This is a genomic window from Pseudomonas sp., from assembly GCF_051660785.1.
Lineage (GTDB): Bacteria > Pseudomonadota > Gammaproteobacteria > Pseudomonadales > Pseudomonadaceae > Aquipseudomonas.
The window spans coordinates 18,727-34,955 of sequence record NZ_JBOFQE010000054.1; the positions used below are offsets into that span (position 1 = coordinate 18,727).

Annotated in this window: 14 protein-coding genes; 7 read left to right on the forward strand and 7 right to left on the reverse strand. The window is 60.2% G+C overall.

The annotated features are described in order from the left end of the window. Window positions 1-3: 3 nt before the first annotated feature. The gene (locus ACRC4F_RS12840) at window positions 4-633 is read right to left on the reverse strand and encodes a LysE family translocator (protein ID WP_438659630.1); all 630 of its coding nucleotides are present in this window, start codon (window positions 631-633) and stop codon (window positions 4-6) included. 145 nt (window positions 634-778) lie between these two features. Between ACRC4F_RS12840 and ACRC4F_RS12845 the strand changes: the two genes are divergently transcribed. Continuing rightward, complete coding sequence (locus ACRC4F_RS12845; protein WP_010465412.1) at window positions 779-1,252, forward strand: Lrp/AsnC family transcriptional regulator; 474 nt, start codon at window positions 779-781, stop codon at window positions 1,250-1,252. Between the two features lie 122 nt (window positions 1,253-1,374). On the opposite strand, the gene lpdA is transcribed toward ACRC4F_RS12845, so the two are convergent. Continuing rightward, window positions 1,375-2,775, reverse strand: a complete 1,401-nt coding sequence (gene lpdA, locus ACRC4F_RS12850; protein WP_438659631.1) for a dihydrolipoyl dehydrogenase — start codon at window positions 2,773-2,775, stop codon at window positions 1,375-1,377. Between the two features lie 218 nt (window positions 2,776-2,993). Here lpdA and hflK (ACRC4F_RS12855) point away from each other — a divergent pair, with 218 nt between their 5' ends. The 5 genes from hflK (ACRC4F_RS12855) to cfaB all read left to right on the forward strand — a co-directional run bounded on the left by hflK (ACRC4F_RS12855) (window position 2,994) and on the right by cfaB (window position 10,344). After that, complete coding sequence (gene hflK / locus ACRC4F_RS12855) at window positions 2,994-4,952, forward strand: protease modulator HflK (protein ID WP_438659632.1); 1,959 nt, start codon at window positions 2,994-2,996, stop codon at window positions 4,950-4,952. After that, window positions 4,949-5,983, forward strand: coding sequence for a protease modulator HflC (hflC, locus tag ACRC4F_RS12860; protein ID WP_438659633.1), 1,035 nt, complete (start codon window positions 4,949-4,951; stop codon window positions 5,981-5,983). The genes hflK (ACRC4F_RS12855) and hflC overlap by 4 nt, the downstream gene beginning before the upstream one ends. Then, on the forward strand, window positions 5,980-7,038 hold the full coding sequence (gene hflK, locus ACRC4F_RS12865) for a protease modulator HflK (protein WP_438659634.1): 1,059 nt from the start codon (window positions 5,980-5,982) through the stop codon (window positions 7,036-7,038). Before hflC ends, hflK (ACRC4F_RS12865) begins: the two co-directional genes overlap by 4 nt. Then, window positions 7,035-8,945, forward strand: a complete 1,911-nt coding sequence (locus ACRC4F_RS12870) for a cation-translocating P-type ATPase (protein ID WP_438659635.1) — start codon at window positions 7,035-7,037, stop codon at window positions 8,943-8,945. Before hflK (ACRC4F_RS12865) ends, ACRC4F_RS12870 begins: the two co-directional genes overlap by 4 nt. A gap of 214 nt (window positions 8,946-9,159) precedes the next feature. Further along, window positions 9,160-10,344: a C17 cyclopropane fatty acid synthase CfaB gene (cfaB, locus tag ACRC4F_RS12875; protein WP_438659636.1), complete on the forward strand. Its 1,185-nt coding sequence runs from the start codon at window positions 9,160-9,162 to the stop codon at window positions 10,342-10,344. On the opposite strand, the gene cls is transcribed toward cfaB, so the two are convergent. Further along, window positions 10,341-11,780: a cardiolipin synthase gene (gene cls / locus ACRC4F_RS12880; RefSeq protein WP_438659637.1), complete on the reverse strand. Its 1,440-nt coding sequence runs from the start codon at window positions 11,778-11,780 to the stop codon at window positions 10,341-10,343. The genes cfaB and cls overlap by 4 nt on opposite strands. Window positions 11,781-11,911: 131 nt before the next feature. Between cls and ACRC4F_RS12885 the strand changes: the two genes are divergently transcribed. Beyond that, window positions 11,912-12,433, forward strand: a complete 522-nt coding sequence (locus ACRC4F_RS12885) for a DUF3617 domain-containing protein (protein ID WP_438659638.1) — start codon at window positions 11,912-11,914, stop codon at window positions 12,431-12,433. 78 nt (window positions 12,434-12,511) lie between these two features. Here the strand turns inward: ACRC4F_RS12885 and ACRC4F_RS12890 are convergent, their stop codons facing one another. The 4 genes from ACRC4F_RS12890 to ACRC4F_RS12905 are packed head-to-tail and all read right to left on the reverse strand — an operon-like array spanning window position 12,512 to window position 16,221. Further along, on the reverse strand, window positions 12,512-13,417 hold the full coding sequence (locus tag ACRC4F_RS12890; protein ID WP_438659639.1) for a His/Gly/Thr/Pro-type tRNA ligase C-terminal domain-containing protein: 906 nt from the start codon (window positions 13,415-13,417) through the stop codon (window positions 12,512-12,514). A gap of 31 nt (window positions 13,418-13,448) precedes the next feature. Beyond that, entirely contained in the window at window positions 13,449-14,786 is a 1,338-nt protein-coding gene (locus ACRC4F_RS12895; protein WP_438659640.1) for a dihydroorotase, read from the reverse strand. Window positions 14,787-14,788: 2 nt separating this feature from the next. Then, entirely contained in the window at window positions 14,789-15,349 is a 561-nt protein-coding gene (locus ACRC4F_RS12900; RefSeq protein WP_077748526.1) for a gamma carbonic anhydrase family protein, read from the reverse strand. Continuing rightward, window positions 15,346-16,221, reverse strand: coding sequence for a metal ABC transporter substrate-binding protein (locus ACRC4F_RS12905; RefSeq protein ID WP_438659641.1), 876 nt, complete (start codon window positions 16,219-16,221; stop codon window positions 15,346-15,348). The genes ACRC4F_RS12900 and ACRC4F_RS12905 overlap by 4 nt, the downstream gene beginning before the upstream one ends. Window positions 16,222-16,229 lie beyond the last annotated feature (8 nt).

Genomic DNA, 16,229 nt, shown 5'->3' on the forward strand with positions numbered 1-16,229 from the left:
GGTTCAGGCTTGTTGAACAAAGGTCAGCCGCAGGGCGAAACCGATCAACAGGCTGCCGAACACCCACTGTTGCAGGCGCTGGGCTGAGGGACTGCGTTGCAGCCAGCGGCCCAGTGCGGCGCCGGTCAAGGCGTAGGCGCTGTCGAAGAGCAAACCGACGCCGACCAGCAGCACGCCCAATACCGCAAATTGTGCGAGTACCGGTCCGGCGTGAGGGTTGATGAACTGCGGCAGCAGCACCGAGCAGAACAGCAACGCCTTGGGGTTGAGCAGGTTGGTCAGCAAGCCACGCTGGATCGATGCTCGCCAGCAAGCCTTTTCGCCGGTTGCGCCAGTGCCATTCAGGTTCGGCAACATCGTGGTTCGCAGGCACTGAATACCGATCCACAGCAGGTACGCGGCCCCCGCCAGGCGCACCACGTCGAAGGTCCAGGGCGCAGCCTTGAACAGCGCCGCCAGCCCCAACGCGGCCAGCGCCACATGACAACCACGGGCAATGCCCAGGCCCACCGCCGTCGCCAATGCCGCGCCTTTGCCCTGACGGGCGCCGGTCTGCAGCAGCAGAATCATGTCCGGGCCGGGCAACAGATACACCACCGCCAGCGCCATGAAAAACAGCCAGAGTCCTTCCACGTTGCACCCCATTCGTTGTCGATTTGGTAGCGCCAGTCTAGGGCTGGAGGGCGGGGCAGGTGCTTGCGTAGTCAGCTTCTAAAGGATCGATAATTGGCATAACCTGCCACTTCGTGACGATCAAACCATCAGGATCTGCCAAACCATGAAACTGGACGCCTACGACCGCAAGATTCTCGCAGCCCTGCAACGGGACGGGCGCCTGAGCAATGTGCAATTGGCCGATGAGATCGGTTTGTCCGCTTCGCCGTGTTTGCGCCGGGTGCGGATGCTGGAGGAGGCTGGCGTGATTCGCGGCTATCAGGCCAATCTCGATCGGGATGAAGTGGGGCTTGGGCTGACGGTGTTTGTCGGGGTCAAAGTGGAGCGCCATAACGATGAACAAGCCGAAGCTTTTCGCCTGGCCGTGACGGCATTGCCCGAGGTGATTTCGGCGTTTCTGGTGTCAGGGGAGTCGGATTTTCTGTTGCAGGTGGTGGTGCCGGACTTGCGCGGGTATGACCGCTTTCTCACGGAGCGGCTACTGAAATTGCCGGGTGTGAGCGACATTCGCAGCAACTTTGCGATTCACACGGTGAAGACGCCGGGGGCGTTGCCGTTGGGGCATTTGCCGCTTTAGACCGAGTCGGACCAATCGCGAGCAGGCTCGCTCCCACACTGGTTTTGTGAACACCACAAATCCCCTGTGGGAGCGAGCCTGCTCGCGATAGCGGTAGACCTGTCACCGCCAATATTCAGGTCTTACATCTGCGTCGCCATCCCCTCCACATTCATCGCCGCCTGACGCAACGCCTCAGATCGCGTCGGATGCGGATGGCAGGTCAACGCAATGTCCTCCGCCGAAGCGCTGAATTCCATCGCCACGCAATACTCACCAATCATTTCACTGACACTCGGCCCCACCAGGTGCACGCCGAGAATCTCGTCGGTGCGCTCATCGGCCAGCACTTTGGCGAAGCCTTCGGTCTCGTGGTTGATCTTCGCCCGGCTGTTGGCGGTGAAGGGGAATTTGCCGACCTTGTACGCACGACCTTCAGCCTTGAGCTGCTCTTCAGTCTTGCCGACGCTGGCCAGCTCAGGCCGGGTGTAAATGACGTTGGGGATCAGGTCGTAGTTGACCTCGCCCGCCTTGCCGACGATCTGCTCGATGCAGGCCATGGCTTCATCTTCGGCCTTGTGGGCGAGCATCGGCCCGGAGGTGACGTCACCGATTACCCACACGCCAGCGGCTTCGGTGCGGTGGCCCTTGTTGGCGAGCATGCCGCGCTTGTCGGTGTTGAGGCCGACGTTCTCCAGACCCAAACCCTCGGTGTAAGGACGGCGTCCGATAGAAACCAGCACGTAATCAGCTTCAATCGTTTCGGCCGTGCCACCGGCAGCGGGCTCGACGCTGAGCTGAACGCCGGTTGCCAAGGGTGCCGCACTGGTGACTTTCGAGCTCAACTTGAAGCTGATGCCCTGTTTGCTCAGCGAGCGTTGCAGGGTTTTGCCGGCTTCAGCGTCCACACCGGGGCAGATCCGGTCGAGATATTCGACCACCGTTACCTGAGCGCCCAGGCGCCGCCATACCGAGCCCAGTTCCAGGCCGATCACGCCGGCACCGATCACCACCAGGTGTTTCGGCACTTCGGCCAGAGACAGCGCGCCGGTGGAGTCGAGGATGCGCTTGTTATCGATCTCGACGCCGGGCAGGGGAGTGGGTTCGGAGCCGGTGGCGATAATGATGTCCTTGGCGCTCAGTTCGGTCTTGCCACCCTGGCTGTCGGTCACCGTCACTTTGCCCGGCCCGTCGATGTGGCCCCAGCCTTTGATCCAGTCGACTTTGTTTTTGCGAAACAGAAATTCAATGCCCTTGGTCAGGCCGGTCACGCTTTCATCTTTCTGCTTCATCATCTGCGCGAGGTTGAGGGTCGGTTTGACTTCGATCCCCAGGTTGGCGAATTCGCTGCCCATGGCGGCGTCGTAGAGTTCCGAGGCATGCAAAAGCGCCTTGGAGGGCATGCAGCCGACGTTAAGGCAGGTGCCGCCGAGCGTTGCGCGGCCTTCCACGCACGCCGCTTTCAGGCCCAGTTGACCTGCGCGGATCGCTGCGTTGTAACCGCCGGGGCCACCGCCCAGTATCACGACGTCATAAGTGCTCATGGATGTACTCCTGGACTGAAAGGGGAATGGGCTGGATAACCCTAGTCTTTGATTAAAAATTACGGACGTAATATGTGCGTTTGTGGCTGTTTCGGTCAAGGCTTCAGCAAGGCGACAGGTTAAGCGTCTTTAGATAGAACGAATTAGTACAAAAATTTCACCACTTTCGTTATATCGTAACGAATTGCGATGTAGCCAATGATAAGTACTGGGGTGGTATGCAAGTCGATCTCGAAGTCGATGGAACGCAGGTAGCCGGGCTGCCGCGTTTTCAGCAGGCGGTTTTTCAAGGGCGGCGATTACGTCAGTTCGCCATCGGCCTGAGTGGCTTGGCGGCGGTCGGGTTGGTGTTGGCGTTTTTCGTCGGGTTGTTTGCGCCGCTGTCGCTGTGGGCCCCGTTGCTGGTGAGCCAGAGTGCCGGCTTGCTGGTACTGATTGCGGGCCTGCAATCGGCCTGGTGGGTGACTCAATGGCGTGCGCAGGCCATGAGTCCGACGCTGCCGGTGGTGGTCGTGGACGACACCGTTACCCCGGAAGGCTGGTATGAGCGATTGCTGGAGCGACTCAGCCAGCGCTGGGTGCGAATGCTCGGGCAGATCGGCGCGCCGACACTCTGGCTCGCGGGTTGGGGGCTGTTGACGATCTTCAGCATCAGCCAGTTCTGGAACCTTACTTTGCCGCCCGCTGCGTTGGGATTGTCGGCGAGCGTAGGCGCCGCGCTGTCGTTGGTGCTGGCCTTCGGTCTGCTGGTGCTGGAGCGTCAGCTCGCACAGGAAAACGTCGCCCAATGGCCAGAAGCGAGGCAGTTGGCGCAGCTGAGCCGGGTGGCGATCATTTGCCTGGTGTTAAGCGCGTTGTGTCTGTTGTTCAGCACCGAATCATCAGTCTGGCCGGCGCGGTTGGCGGTGCTGATCGGCTTGCTGCCGGGGCTGGTCGCGGTCGAGTTGCTGTTGCGCGCCGCACTGTCGCTGTTCAGCCCTCGCCGTGAACAACTTGAACCTACGTTGCTGGCACGCAGTTTCGTTGCCGACATGCTGCGCTGGCCGCCACAACCATTACTGGCGTTGCAGCATGAACTGCATAATCGCTTCGGCATCGACTTGCGACAGATCTGGGCCTTCACCTATATGCGCCGGGCGTTTTTGCCGGTGATGGCGGTGGTGGCGATCGTCGGGTGGTCGCTCACCGGCATTCACGAAATACCGTTGCAAGGGCGTGGTATCTACGAGCGTTTCGGCAAACCGGTGGAAGTGTTCGGTCCGGGTTTGCACGCCGGTTTGCCGTGGCCTTTGGGCCGGGTGCTGAGCGTTGAAAACGGTGTGGTTCATGAGTTGGCGACCAGCGTGGGCGAAAAAACGGCGCCGGTGGTGTTGGAACCTGCGGAAGGCCCGGCACCGGCGATTGCCAATCGCCTGTGGGACGCCAGCCATGTAAACGATAAATCCCAGGTCATCGCCAGCAGCCGTGCCGACAAGCAGAGCTTTCAGATCGTCAACATGGACGTGCGTTTTGTCTATCGCATCGGTCTGACCGATCAAGCGGCGTTGGCGGCGACGTACAACAGTGCTGATGTACCGACGCTGTTTCGCAGCACCGCCAGCCGGATTCTGGTTCACGACTTTGCCTCGCGAACCCTCGATGGTTTGCTCGGCGAAGACAGGGTAGGGCTGGCCGAAGAGATCGGTCGCGCCGTGCAATCCGATCTGCAGAAACTCGACAGCGGCGTGGAAATTCTCGCGACGGTGGTTGAGGCGATCCATCCGCCGGCCGGTGCGGCCAATGCCTATCACGGTGTTCAGGCGGCACAGATTGGCGCGCAGGCCTTGATCTCCCGCGAGCGCGGGGCAGCAGCGGAGGCGACCAATCAGGCGCAATTGCAGGCCAGCATCGCTCGCGATCAAGCGACTGCCAGCGCGCATGAAATCAATTCCACCGCTCAGGCGGCTGATCTTAAATTCACCGCTGAACAAAAGGCGTATGCCAGTGCCGGCCAGGCGTTTGTGCTGGAACAGTATTTCAGTCAACTAACCCAAGGCCTGGCAAACGCCAAGTTGCTGGTTCTCGATCATCGCCTGGGCGGCAGCAACAATGCGCCGACCATCGACCTACGTACTTTCACGCTGCCGGCCGATCCTGCGTCGCCGCGCAATAGCGCTCAGCCAGGAGCTGCCAATTGAGCCAGTCGCACACTCAAGATCATGACGACCACGCCGGCCACGATCACGGCCATGGCGGTCATCACCACGGTCACCATCATCACGGCGATCCACAGGAAGCCGGGCCATTCCCGTGGCGACGTATGGGCTGGGCGGCGTTGCTCGTGGCGTTCGCCATTGCGGCAGCGAGTCTGGTGCAGGTGCGTTCGGGGGAAGCCACGGTGATCACTCGCTTTGGCAATCCGTCGCGGGTGTTGCTGGAGCCGGGTCTCGGCTGGCGTTGGCCGGCACCGTTTGAAGCGGCCATTCCTGTCGACTTGCGGCTGCGCACCACTTCCAGCGGTTTGCAGGATGTGGGCACGCGCGACGGTTTGCGCATCATCGTTCAGGCGTACGTGGCGTGGCAGGTGCAGGGCGATCCGGACAACGTGCAGCGCTTTATGCGCGCCGTGCAGAATCAGCCGGACGAAGCCGCGCGGCAGATTCGTACGTTTGTGGGCTCTGCGCTGGAAACTACCGCGAGCAGTTTCGATCTGGCCAACCTGGTGAACACCGATGCCAATCAGGTGCACATTGCCGACTTCGAAGCGCAGCTGCGTCAGCAGATCGATCAGCAGTTGCTGACCACGTATGGCGTTCGAGTGCTGCAAGTGGGCATCGAGCGTTTGACCCTGCCGTCGGTGACGCTCACCGCCACCGTCGATCGCATGCGCGCCGAGCGTGAAACTATCGCCACTGAACGCACCGCCATCGGCAAACGGGAAGCTGCGCAAATCCGATCGGCCGCCGAGCGTGATGCGCGAATCGTGCAAGCTGATGCGACGGTGAAAGCCGCTGACATCGAAGCTCAATCCCGGGTCGAAGCCGCGCAGATTTATGGGCGCGCCTACGCCGGTTCGCCACAGCTTTATAATTTGCTGCGCTCCCTTGATACCTTGGGCACGATCGTCACCCCGGGCACCAAGCTGATATTGCGTACCGATGCCGCACCTTTTCGGGTGTTGGTTGACGGTCCGCCGACCCTCGAAACCAAGTCCGGGTCGCAGCCATGAATTTAGTTCCACGTGGAACACATGAGTTAAGTAGCCCCTGGATTCAGGCCGGGCGATTGGCTTTTCTCGCGCTGTATGCGGTGACCGTTCTCGCCGCGTTAGCCTGGGCATTCTCCAATGTGCGGCAAATTGATCCACAGAATCGCGCGATGGTTTTGCATTTTGGCGCTCTGGATCGCATCCAGAATGCCGGGTTGCTGTTGGCTTGGCCGCGGCCCTTTGAACAAGTGATTTTGTTGCCGGCAGCCGAACGGGTGATCGAGCGCCGGGTGGAGAATCTACTGCGCAGCGATGCCGCATTGCAGGCCGATCGATTGGCGTCATTCGCGACACCGCTGAGCGACGCGCTCGCGGGCTCAGGCTATTTGCTGACCGGTGACGCCGGTGTAGTACAACTGGATGTGCGGGTTTTCTACAAGGTGATCGAACCCTATGCGTTCGTGCTTCAAGGTGAACATGTGCTGCCAGCACTTGATCGGCTGGTCACCCGCAGCGCCGTTGCCCTGACTGCCGCGAGAGACTTGGATACCATTCTGGTGGCACGACCCGAGCTGATCGGCACCGACAATCAGGCCGCCGAACGCCGCGAGCGACTGCGCGGTGATTTGGTGCAGGGCATCAATCAGCGACTGGCCGAACTGACCGCGACGGGGCAGGGACTGGGTATCGAGGTGTCGCGAGTCGACGTGCAATCGAGTCTGCCCGGCCCGGCGGTGAATGCGTTCAATGCGGTATTAACCGCCAGCCAACAAGCCGACAAAGCCGTCGCCAATGCGCGTACCGAGGCCGAAAAATTGACTCAGGCGGCCAATGAACAGGGTGACCGAACGCTACAAGTCGCCCATGCCCAGGCGAGCGAACGGCTGGCCAAAGCATCGGCCGATACCGCTACGGTGTTGAGCCTGGCCAAGGCGCAACAACAGGGCACCGACCCGCAAATGTTGTTACGCATCTATCGCGAGCGGATGCCGAAGATTCTCGGTCAGGCCGGCTCGGTGACAACGGTCAACCCGAAAGACGATTCCCGCCTGATCATTCAGGGAGCAGCACAATGACCGCCCAAACCGCCGCCGCACCGAGCATGTTGTCCTCGGCGGAACAACGCAACGCTGCGCGCCAACTGACCCTTGCCATGCTTGCCCTTGGCTTGCTCAGCCTCGGACTGGTCTGGCGCTGGCTGTCGCCGGAGCAGACCGGCGTCAGTCAATTGCTGTTGGGTTTTGCTTCGTTACTGGTGGCCGTGCCGGTGATGCGTTCGGCGTGGTACAGCCTGCGCTATCCGAGTCTGCACGGAATCACCGATCAACTGATCGCCCTTGCCATGCTCGGCGCCTGGGCCACAGGTGACCTGCTGACCGCCGCGTTGCTGCCGATCATCATGATCTTCGGCCACGTTCTGGAAGAGCGCAGCGTGATCGGCTCCCAGGAAGCGATTCGCGCCCTTGGCAAACTGACCCGCAGTCACGCGCGCAAGGTTCAGGCTGATGGAGTCATTGCCGAAGTCGACAACGGCACACTCAAGCCCGGGGACATTGTCGAAGTGCGTGCGGGTGATCGAGTGCCGGCCGATGGTCGGGTGTTGTCCGGACAGGCGAGCCTCGATACGGCATCGATTACCGGTGAGTCGGTGCCCATCGAAGCGGGTGTCGGCATGCAGGTGTTCGGCGGGGCAATCAACCTCGACGGTCTGCTGCGGATCGAAGTGACGCGCACCGGCAACGAATCGACCCTCGGTAAAGTCATCGCCCTGATGCAAAGCGCCGAGCGTTCGAAGCCACCGATCACGCGTTTGCTCGAACGTTACGCCGGTAGCTACATGGTGCTGGTGTTGCTGTTGGCCGCGGTGACCTGGTTTGTCACCAACGATGCCCAGGCAATGCTCGCGGTGCTGGTGGCGGCGTGTCCTTGCGCGTTGGTGCTGTCGGCTCCGGCCACGGCAATTGCCGGCGTGGCGGTGGCGGCGCGGCACGGGATTCTGATCCGCAGTTCGGCGTTTCTCGAAGAGCTGGCGGACCTGACCTCGCTGGTGGTCGACAAGACCGGAACCCTGACGTTTGGCACCTTGCGTTTGCAGTCCATCGACAGCCCGCTGGAAGACCGCAGCCACGTGCTGAAACTCGCCGCCAGTCTCGGCTCGGCCAGCAGTCATCCGGTCAGCCGCGCGCTTGCCGGGTTGGTCACGCAGGAACATTTTCTGTTGCTCTCGGACATTCGTGAGCGTCAGGGCCTGGGCGTGGTGGCGATGACGGAGCAGGGCGAGGCCGCGCTCGGTCGTCCGGAGTTGTTCGCGCAACTGGGCATCGCCACGTCGGCCGTTCCCGAACACGACGGCCCGATTGCCGGGCTTGCACTCAACGGTGAATTCCTTGCCTGGCTGCTGCTGGCCGACAGCGTCAAACCTGAAGCGCGTTTTGCCTTGAGTGAATTACGTGAGCTGGGTTTGGGTCGTCAGTTGCTGCTCACCGGAGATCGGCAAAGCGTGGCGCACACGCTGGCGCGCGATGTCGGCATCAGCGATGTCGAAGCGCAGGCGTTGCCTGAGGACAAACTCAATCGCGTGCTGACGGAAATCGGCAACGGTTTCCGGCCGATGGTGGTGGGGGATGGCATCAACGATTCGCTGGCACTCAAGGCCGGCGTCGTGGGTGTGGCGATGGGCGCCGGCGGTGCGGACATCGCGCTGGCGTCGGCGGACATTGTGCTGATCGGCAGCGACCTGCGTCGCCTCGGAACCTGTGTCCGGTTGAGTCGCCAATGCAGGCAGACTTTGCAGGTCAACGTGATCATCGGTCTGGGCTGGACCCTGGCGATTGTGGCCTTCGCTGCGTTCGGCTGGCTGGGTGCTGCGGGGGCGATGATTGCAGCGTTGCTGCATAACCTCAGCACATTGTTGGTGCTCGGAAACGCGGGGCGTCTGCTGCGTTTTCAGGAACCTTTGTTGAAAATCAAAGACGAGGCTTAAAGGCTCTAAACAAGGTAGATGAGAGCACCACTCATTTTTTAGAACTGTGTAGCAAGTTCGTAGTCATCTAGGGTGAGGACCATCTGTTTTGTGAACTCACGACGGCTGGTCGCAGCGCCGCGTGTTATAGGAAAAGGCTATTAAATCGATAGCCAGCTATTTTTCAAGGATGGTCTACCCTCACATCAGACGTCTGAAACAAGGGGGATTTTCCATGCTCGCGCAACTTCCACCGGCCTTACAGAATCTGCAGCTTCCGCTACGCCTGCGACTCTGGGACGGCCATGAATTCAACCTGGGGCCGACGCCCAGCGTCACTATTGTGGTCAAGGACCCACAAATGGTTACCCAGTTCACCCACCCAAGCCTGGACGCGCTCGGAGCGGCGTTTGTCGAAGGTAAACTTGAGCTCGAAGGCTCCATCAGCGACGTGATACGCGTCTGTGATGAGTGGAGCCAGGCGTTGCTCGGTGACCAGGACAGTCAGCCAGTGCGCACCGTCCACGACAAGGAAACCGACGCGAAGGCGATTTCCTACCACTACGACCTTTCCAATGCCTTTTACCAGCTGTGGCTCGACAGCGACATGGCGTATTCCTGCGCCTATTTCGAGACCGGCAGCGAAACGCTGGAGCAAGCCCAGCAAGCCAAATTCCGCCACCTGTGTCGCAAGCTGCGGCTGCAACCAGGTGAATACCTGCTGGATGTCGGTTGCGGTTGGGGTGGGCTCGCCCGCTATGCGGCGCGTGAGTTCGGCGCGAAAGTCTTCGGGATTACCCTGAGTAAAGAGCAGCTGGCTTTGGCCCGTGAAAGGGTCAGCGCCGAAGGCCTGGACGATCTGGTCGAACTGCAATTGCTCGACTACCGCGATTTGCCTCAGGACGGGCGCTTCGACAAGGTGGTCAGCGTCGGCATGTTCGAACACGTCGGCCACGCCAATCTGGCCGAGTACTGCAAGACCTTGTTCGGCGCAGTGAAAGAGGGCGGCCTGGTGATGAACCACGGGATTACCGCCAAGCACACTGATGGCCGTCCGGTCGGACGCGGTGCCGGTGATTTCATCGAGAAGTACGTGTTCCCCAACGGCGAGCTGCCGCACCTGTCGATGATCTCCGCCGAGATCAGTGAAGCGGGACTGGAAATAGTCGACGTCGAGAGTCTGCGCCTGCACTACGCGCGCACCCTGGACCATTGGAGCGAACGCCTGGAAGACAATCTGGAGGCGGCTTCAAAACTGGTTCCGGAACAGGCGCTGCGGATCTGGCGGTTGTACCTGGCCGGATGCGCTTATGCGTTCGCCAGAGGCTGGATCAATCTGCACCAGATCCTCGCGGTGAAAGCTCACGCCGATGGCAGCCACGAACTGCCATGGACGCGCGACGACATTTACAACCCTTAGAGAATCGGTGAAATAAGCCGGGCGATCCGCATGCCGACCTGTTGCAGGCGGCGGGTCTCCCGGCTTTCTTCTTTGGCGATTTCGTGGGCCTGGGCGAAGTCATCGTTGAGCATTTCTTCTACCTCGGCGGCAAATACGCTGTCGACGGTCAGCAACATCACTTCGAAATTGAGCCGGAACGAACGGTTGTCCATATTGGCGCTGCCGATGGCGCTGATTTCGCTGTCGATCAACACAACCTTCTGATGCAGGAACCCGGGCTGGTACCGAAACACTCGCACGCCTGCGCGCACGGCTTCGAATGCATAGAGGCTTGAAGCGGCGTAAACGATTCGGTGGTCCGGGCGTGAGGGCAGCAGCAGTCGCACGTCCACGCCTCGCAGCACCGCCAGTCTCAACGCCGCGAACACCGCTTCGTCGGGGATGAAGTAAGGGCTGGTGATCCACACCCGTTCAGTCGCCGCATGGATGGCTTCGACGAAGAATAACGAACAGGTTTCGTAGGAATCGGCCGGGCCACTGGCGAGCAACTGGCAGAGCACACCGTCGTCCGGGTACACATCCGGCAGGATCAGCGGTGGCAACGAGCGCGCCGCCCAGAACCAGTCCTCGGCAAACGATTCCTGCATGCAGGCGACCACCGGACCGCGTACGCCAATGTGGGTGTCGCGCCAAGGCGCCAACGGTGGTTTCTCGCCCATGTATTCATCGCCGACGTTATGCCCGCCGACGAAGCCCAGAATACCGTCGACCACGACAATCTTGCGGTGATTGCGGAAGTTGACCTGGAAGCGGTTGAGCCAGCCGCTGCGGGTGGCGAAGGCTTTGACCTCGACGCCGGCATCACGCAACGGTTGCACGTAACTGTGGGGCAGGGAGTGGCTGCCGATGCGGTCATACAACAAGTGGATCGCCACGCCTTCGGCGGCTTTCTTCAGCAGGAGGGTTTGCAGGCGTTGGCCGAGGCGGTCGTCGTGGATGATGAAGAATTGAATCAGTACCGCTTGCTCCGCGTTGTCGATGGCTTCGAAAATCGCGTCGAAGGTGGCTTGGCCGTTGATCAGCAAGCGCACTTCATTGTTTGCCAGGCACGGCATGCGCCCCAGTTTCGGCATGGCCCTCAGGGATGCGTAAGCGTTTGAGGCGCGTGCGGTCAATGCCTCTTCTACCCAAGGACGCCAGTTGAGCTCCGAGATCGCCTTGCGCATTTCCTCGTTGGCCTGGCGCCGCGCCTTGATGTAGCCATCGAAGGTACTGCGGCCGAATACCAGATAGGGAATAAGCGTGAGGTAAGGCATGAAGATCAACGACAGGGCCCAGGCGATGGATCCCTGGGCGGTGCGGACGGTGAGCACGGCGTGGATGGCTGCGATCAGGCCCAGCGTATGAAGCAGTGCGATGGTGTAGCCGAAAATGTGCGGTCCAAAGTAATCCATGGGGCAGCCTTGCTCCTGAAGATTCAATGCTTAACAGACCATGTTCCGTGCAGAATGTCGCTATTTAATTGGCCCATGAACTGAAGCCCATGGCTGACGTCTAACGGCCACTACTGATCAGGAGTTACTCGATGAACGTTCGTCTGCTGGGTTTGGCCGTGGCTTTTGGTTTGGCACTTCCTGTGGCCGCTCAGGCGCAGATGTTGCAGCCCGGTTTGTGGGAATTGACCACCAGCAACATGAAGGTCGATGACCAGAACTTGCCGGACTTGCAGTTGATCCTCGGTCAGTTGCAGGGCCAGATGACCCCGCAGCAGCGCGCGCAGCTGGAGAAGCAGGGCATCACCATGGGCGGCAAAGGCATTCGGGCGTGCCTGACGCCGGAGCAAGTGAAGTCAGACAATATTCCGCTGACGGATCCGCAATCGGGCTGCAAACAGGAAATCACCGAGCGCAGCGGTAATCAGTGGAAATTCCGTTTCAGCTGTCCAAAGGCCCAAGGTGCCGGTGTAGCTACTTTCCTCAGTGATCGTGAGTTCACCACCAAGGTCAACGGCACGTTCAATGCGACCGGTATTCAGCAGAAGGGTAGCCTGGATACCCGTGCCGTTTGGCTGGGTCAGGATTGCGGCACTGTAAAGCCACGGGCCTAAAAAACTTCGCTGACAGGCTAGCTCCCCCAGGGATGGTGTACATCCAGTGGGAGCCAGCCTGCTAGCGATGGCGTCGCTTCAGACACCCGCAATCCCCGTTGACCTCAGCCAGTCACACACCGCCGCAACCGCCATCCTGCCGAAATCCTCCCCGGTGCGGCTGCGCACACTGACAAAGCCGCCTTCTTTTTCTTTCTCCCCGATCACCACCAGATACGGCACGTGCTGACTGTGCTCGCGGATCTTGTGGCGAACTTTCTCGTTGCGCAAATCCGCGCGAGCGCGCACGCCGCTTCGGCGCAAGGCCTCGGTAACTGACTGGGCGTACGCGGCCTGACGCTCGTCCATGCTGACGATGATCACGTGGGGCGGCGCCCGCCAGTCTTCCAGTTCCTGTTGGCAGGACCAGCAAGTGCCATAGATCCGTTGCGGCGCGGTGCCGCTGATGTAATCAAGAGCGAATGCCTGCAACACTCGGGTTGCGGGAACATGTGGACCCACCGACAGACATTCGAAGTCCCCGAGCAGGTAGGGCAATGGTTTTACTGTGAGTGTCGATCCGGAGACTGGTTTGCGGCGCCGGATCGAATGATTGGTTGCCGCCAGGATCTTCATGCGCGCTTCGATGCCGGCAAGGTCGACCAGGTTTAACAGGCGCTCAAACGCAAACTCATAAAAGAAGCCATCCCCCAGCACCGATCCGCTCTGCAGTTGCGCTTTTGGATAGAGTTGTTTTATGGCCATCGCCAGCATCAATGCACAGGAACGTCGCAAGATTTCCAGCCCGTCGGGCTCTTGAGGCGTGACGATGCTGACACGGGCATCGGCCTTGATCATGAATTCACAGTCCACCAGAGTACCGTCCACCCGGCCGGCAACTGCCGCTTTGGCCAACCCTGCACCGATGCTTGCGGCGAATTCATACACCGACAACGGTTGGTCGTATTCACGCAATGAACCATCGCTCAGGGTGATGTGAATCATGTCGGTGCTCTCGAATGCTTATAAACGCGGGTTAGCGCATAAACCGTAGGGGTAAACCCTGGCAGTTGTCATTAAGACGTTTGTCGTTCCAGGCGATTTGCCCCGATACGATCGTAGTGCTGATGCTGTGGCGAAAACGTTGTCGGGCGAAGGGTGTCCAGCCACATTGCGACAGGACCGGCTGCCGGGAAACGGCAACGCCATCCGGTTCGGGTTTGATCAGGACGAGGTCGGCCCAATAGCCTTCGCGCAGATAACCGCGGTCGGGAATGGCGAACAGATCAGCCACGCGGTGACTGGTCTTGGCCACGAGGGTAGTTATCGGCAGAATTTCATCAACCACCAGTTCCAATAGTGCGGGAAGTGCATGTTGCACCAAGGGCAAACCGGACGGGGCCTGGTGGTAGGGTCGTTGTTTCTCAGCCCAGGTATGGGGCGCGTGATCGCTGCCGATTACGTCCAGTCGATTGCTCAGCAGGGCATGACGCAAGGCATCACGATCGGCCTGGCTCTTGATCGCCGGATTGCATTTGATCAGGTTTCCGAGGCTCGGGTAATCCCGATCATCAAACAATAAATGATGCAGGCAGACTTCAGCGGTAATGCGTTTTTGGGCCAGCGGTTTGTCCTCGAACAACGCCAGTTCCCGCGCGGTGGTCAAATGCAAAACGTGCAATCGGGTGCCGTGCCGCCTGGCCAGGTCCACCGCCATTGAGGAGGAGCGAAAGCAGGCTTCGGCGTCGCGAATCTGCGGGTGCACGGCGGCGGGGATGTGCTCCCCGAAACGTTCAAGGACCTTCGCCGCGTTGGCCTCGATGCTGGGCATGTGTTCGCAATGAGCCAGCAGAAGGGTCGGTACCTCGGCAAATAATCGTTCAAGGGTCTGCGGATCGTCCACCAGCATGTTGCCGGTAGAGGCGCCCATGAACACTTTCACGCCGGCCACTTCGCAGGGATTGAGCGCCGCGACAATGTCGAGGTTGTCGTTGCTCACACCGAAGTGAAAGCCGTAGTTGGCGACAGAGTTGATTGCCGCTCGCCGCTTCTTGTCGGCGAGAGCCGCGAGGGTCAGTGTCGCCGGTTGCGTGTTGGGCATGTCCATAAAGCTAGTGATGCCACCGGCCACGGCCGCCCGAGACTCGGTGTAAAAGCTACCCTTGTCCGGCGCCCCGGGATCTCGAAAATGCACTTGGTCGTCGATCATTCCCGGCACTAGCCATTGCCCTTGTGCGTCGATCTCGACGTCGGCATTTTCTCCGTGGATGCTGCTGGCGATCTTCACGATCCGACCGTTGCTCACCAGCAGATCGCCCTCGAATTCCCGACCTTCATTGACCAGTCTTGCATTGCGAATCAGCACGCTGCTCATGGTCAAAACTCGTTCTGCAGGGCTTTGTAGCCGCGTACTAGATCGACATTGGTGCGGGCCACGTCCTCGGAAAATTCCGAGGCACTGACACTCACCGGGGGAAACTGCGAGAGGTCGGTATTGGGACCGATGCGGGTAGTGGAGGGCACGTAGAAGTCCTCAGGCAGATCACGACCGTCGACCACAGAGTTGTGCCGCACCACGCAGCCATCACCGACTGCGCAGTTGAACAACACGCTGTTGAACCCGATGAACACCCGGTCGCCAACGGTGCACGGGCCATGAACGATGGAGCGGTGAGCGATCGAACTGAACTCGCCGATGGTCACCGCCGCGCCGGACTTGGAGTGAATCACCACACCGTCCTGAATGTTCGAATTGGCACCGATGGTGATCGGCTCCATCTCGCCTGACGCATCCACTTCGTCGGCCCGAATAACGGCATAGGGACCGACGAACACGTTTTCGCCGATCACCACCTTGCCGCAGATGATTGCAGTTTTATCCACATACGCGGACTCCGCAATCAGTGGCAAATCGCCTGAGGGGTTCTTGCGGATCATGGCTTGCTCAATGCGTCGTAAAGGGTGTTGAGGTTGTATTCGAACAGGCCGGCAAAGGTACTCGCCGGGCCGCTGGCGGCGAGCGCATCGGAGTACAGCGTGCCACCGATGTGTGCGCCGCTTTCGTCGGCAATCTGTTTGAGCAGGCGTGCATCCTTAATGTTTTCCATGAACACCGCTTTGACCTTGGCCTGGCGAATCTGGGTGATCAACGCAGCGACTTCGGCGGCTGAAGGTTCGCGTTCGGTGGACAGACCTTGCGGTGCCATGAAGTCGATGCCGTAGGCCTGGCCCAGATAACCGAACGCATCATGAGAGGTGACGATCTTGCGGTTGCCCGGTGGCAGCGAACCAAGCTTGGCCTTGGCTTCGGCGAGCAGGGCGTAGATCTGTTTCAGGTAGGCCTGGCTGTTGCGTTCGTAGTCGGCTTTGTTCGCCGGGTCGGCGGCGATCAGCGCCTTGGTGATGTTGCTGATGTACAACTCGGTGTTGGCCAGGTTGTGCCAGGCGTGAGGGTCGGGCACGGTCTCGCCGTCTTCATCCAGGGAGCGCGGTATGACGCCGTGACTCGCGCTGATCATCGGGGCTTTGGTCTCCGTGCTGGTCACCAGACGGTCCAGCCAGGGCTCAAACCCAAGACCGTTCTTGATGATGAGCCTGGCCTTGAGCAAGGCTTTGGCATCGTCCGGGGTCGGCTCGTACGTGTGGGCATCGGCGTCGGGACCGACCATGTTAGTGATGTGGATATGGTCGCGACCGACCTGATGAGTCATGTCGGCGAGGATGCTGAAACTGGTGACCACCTGAAGCTTTTCCGCTGCGGACAGCGACATCGACAGCATCAAACTGAACAGCACGAGTAAAGCGCGCATCGGAAAAT

Bases quoted from the DNA above. Each gene is read 5' to 3' on its own strand.
- ACRC4F_RS12845 (WP_010465412.1), top strand. From the start codon at position 779: ATGAAACTGGACGCCTACGACCGCAAGATTCTCGCAGCCCTGCAACGG.
- lpdA (WP_438659631.1), bottom strand. From the start codon at position 2,775: ATGAGCACTTATGACGTCGTGATACTGGGCGGTGGCCCCGGCGGTTAC.
- hflK (WP_438659632.1), top strand. From the start codon at position 2,994: ATGCAAGTCGATCTCGAAGTCGATGGAACGCAGGTAGCCGGGCTGCCG.
- hflK (WP_438659634.1), top strand. From the start codon at position 5,980: ATGAATTTAGTTCCACGTGGAACACATGAGTTAAGTAGCCCCTGGATT.
- ACRC4F_RS12870 (WP_438659635.1), top strand. From the start codon at position 7,035: ATGACCGCCCAAACCGCCGCCGCACCGAGCATGTTGTCCTCGGCGGAA.
- cfaB (WP_438659636.1), top strand. From the start codon at position 9,160: ATGCTCGCGCAACTTCCACCGGCCTTACAGAATCTGCAGCTTCCGCTA.
- cls (WP_438659637.1), bottom strand. From the start codon at position 11,780: ATGGATTACTTTGGACCGCACATTTTCGGCTACACCATCGCACTGCTT.
- ACRC4F_RS12885 (WP_438659638.1), top strand. From the start codon at position 11,912: ATGAACGTTCGTCTGCTGGGTTTGGCCGTGGCTTTTGGTTTGGCACTT.
- ACRC4F_RS12890 (WP_438659639.1), bottom strand. From the start codon at position 13,417: ATGATTCACATCACCCTGAGCGATGGTTCATTGCGTGAATACGACCAA.
- ACRC4F_RS12895 (WP_438659640.1), bottom strand. From the start codon at position 14,786: ATGAGCAGCGTGCTGATTCGCAATGCAAGACTGGTCAATGAAGGTCGG.
- ACRC4F_RS12900 (WP_077748526.1), bottom strand. From the start codon at position 15,349: ATGATCCGCAAGAACCCCTCAGGCGATTTGCCACTGATTGCGGAGTCC.
- ACRC4F_RS12905 (WP_438659641.1), bottom strand. From the start codon at position 16,221: ATGCGCGCTTTACTCGTGCTGTTCAGTTTGATGCTGTCGATGTCGCTG.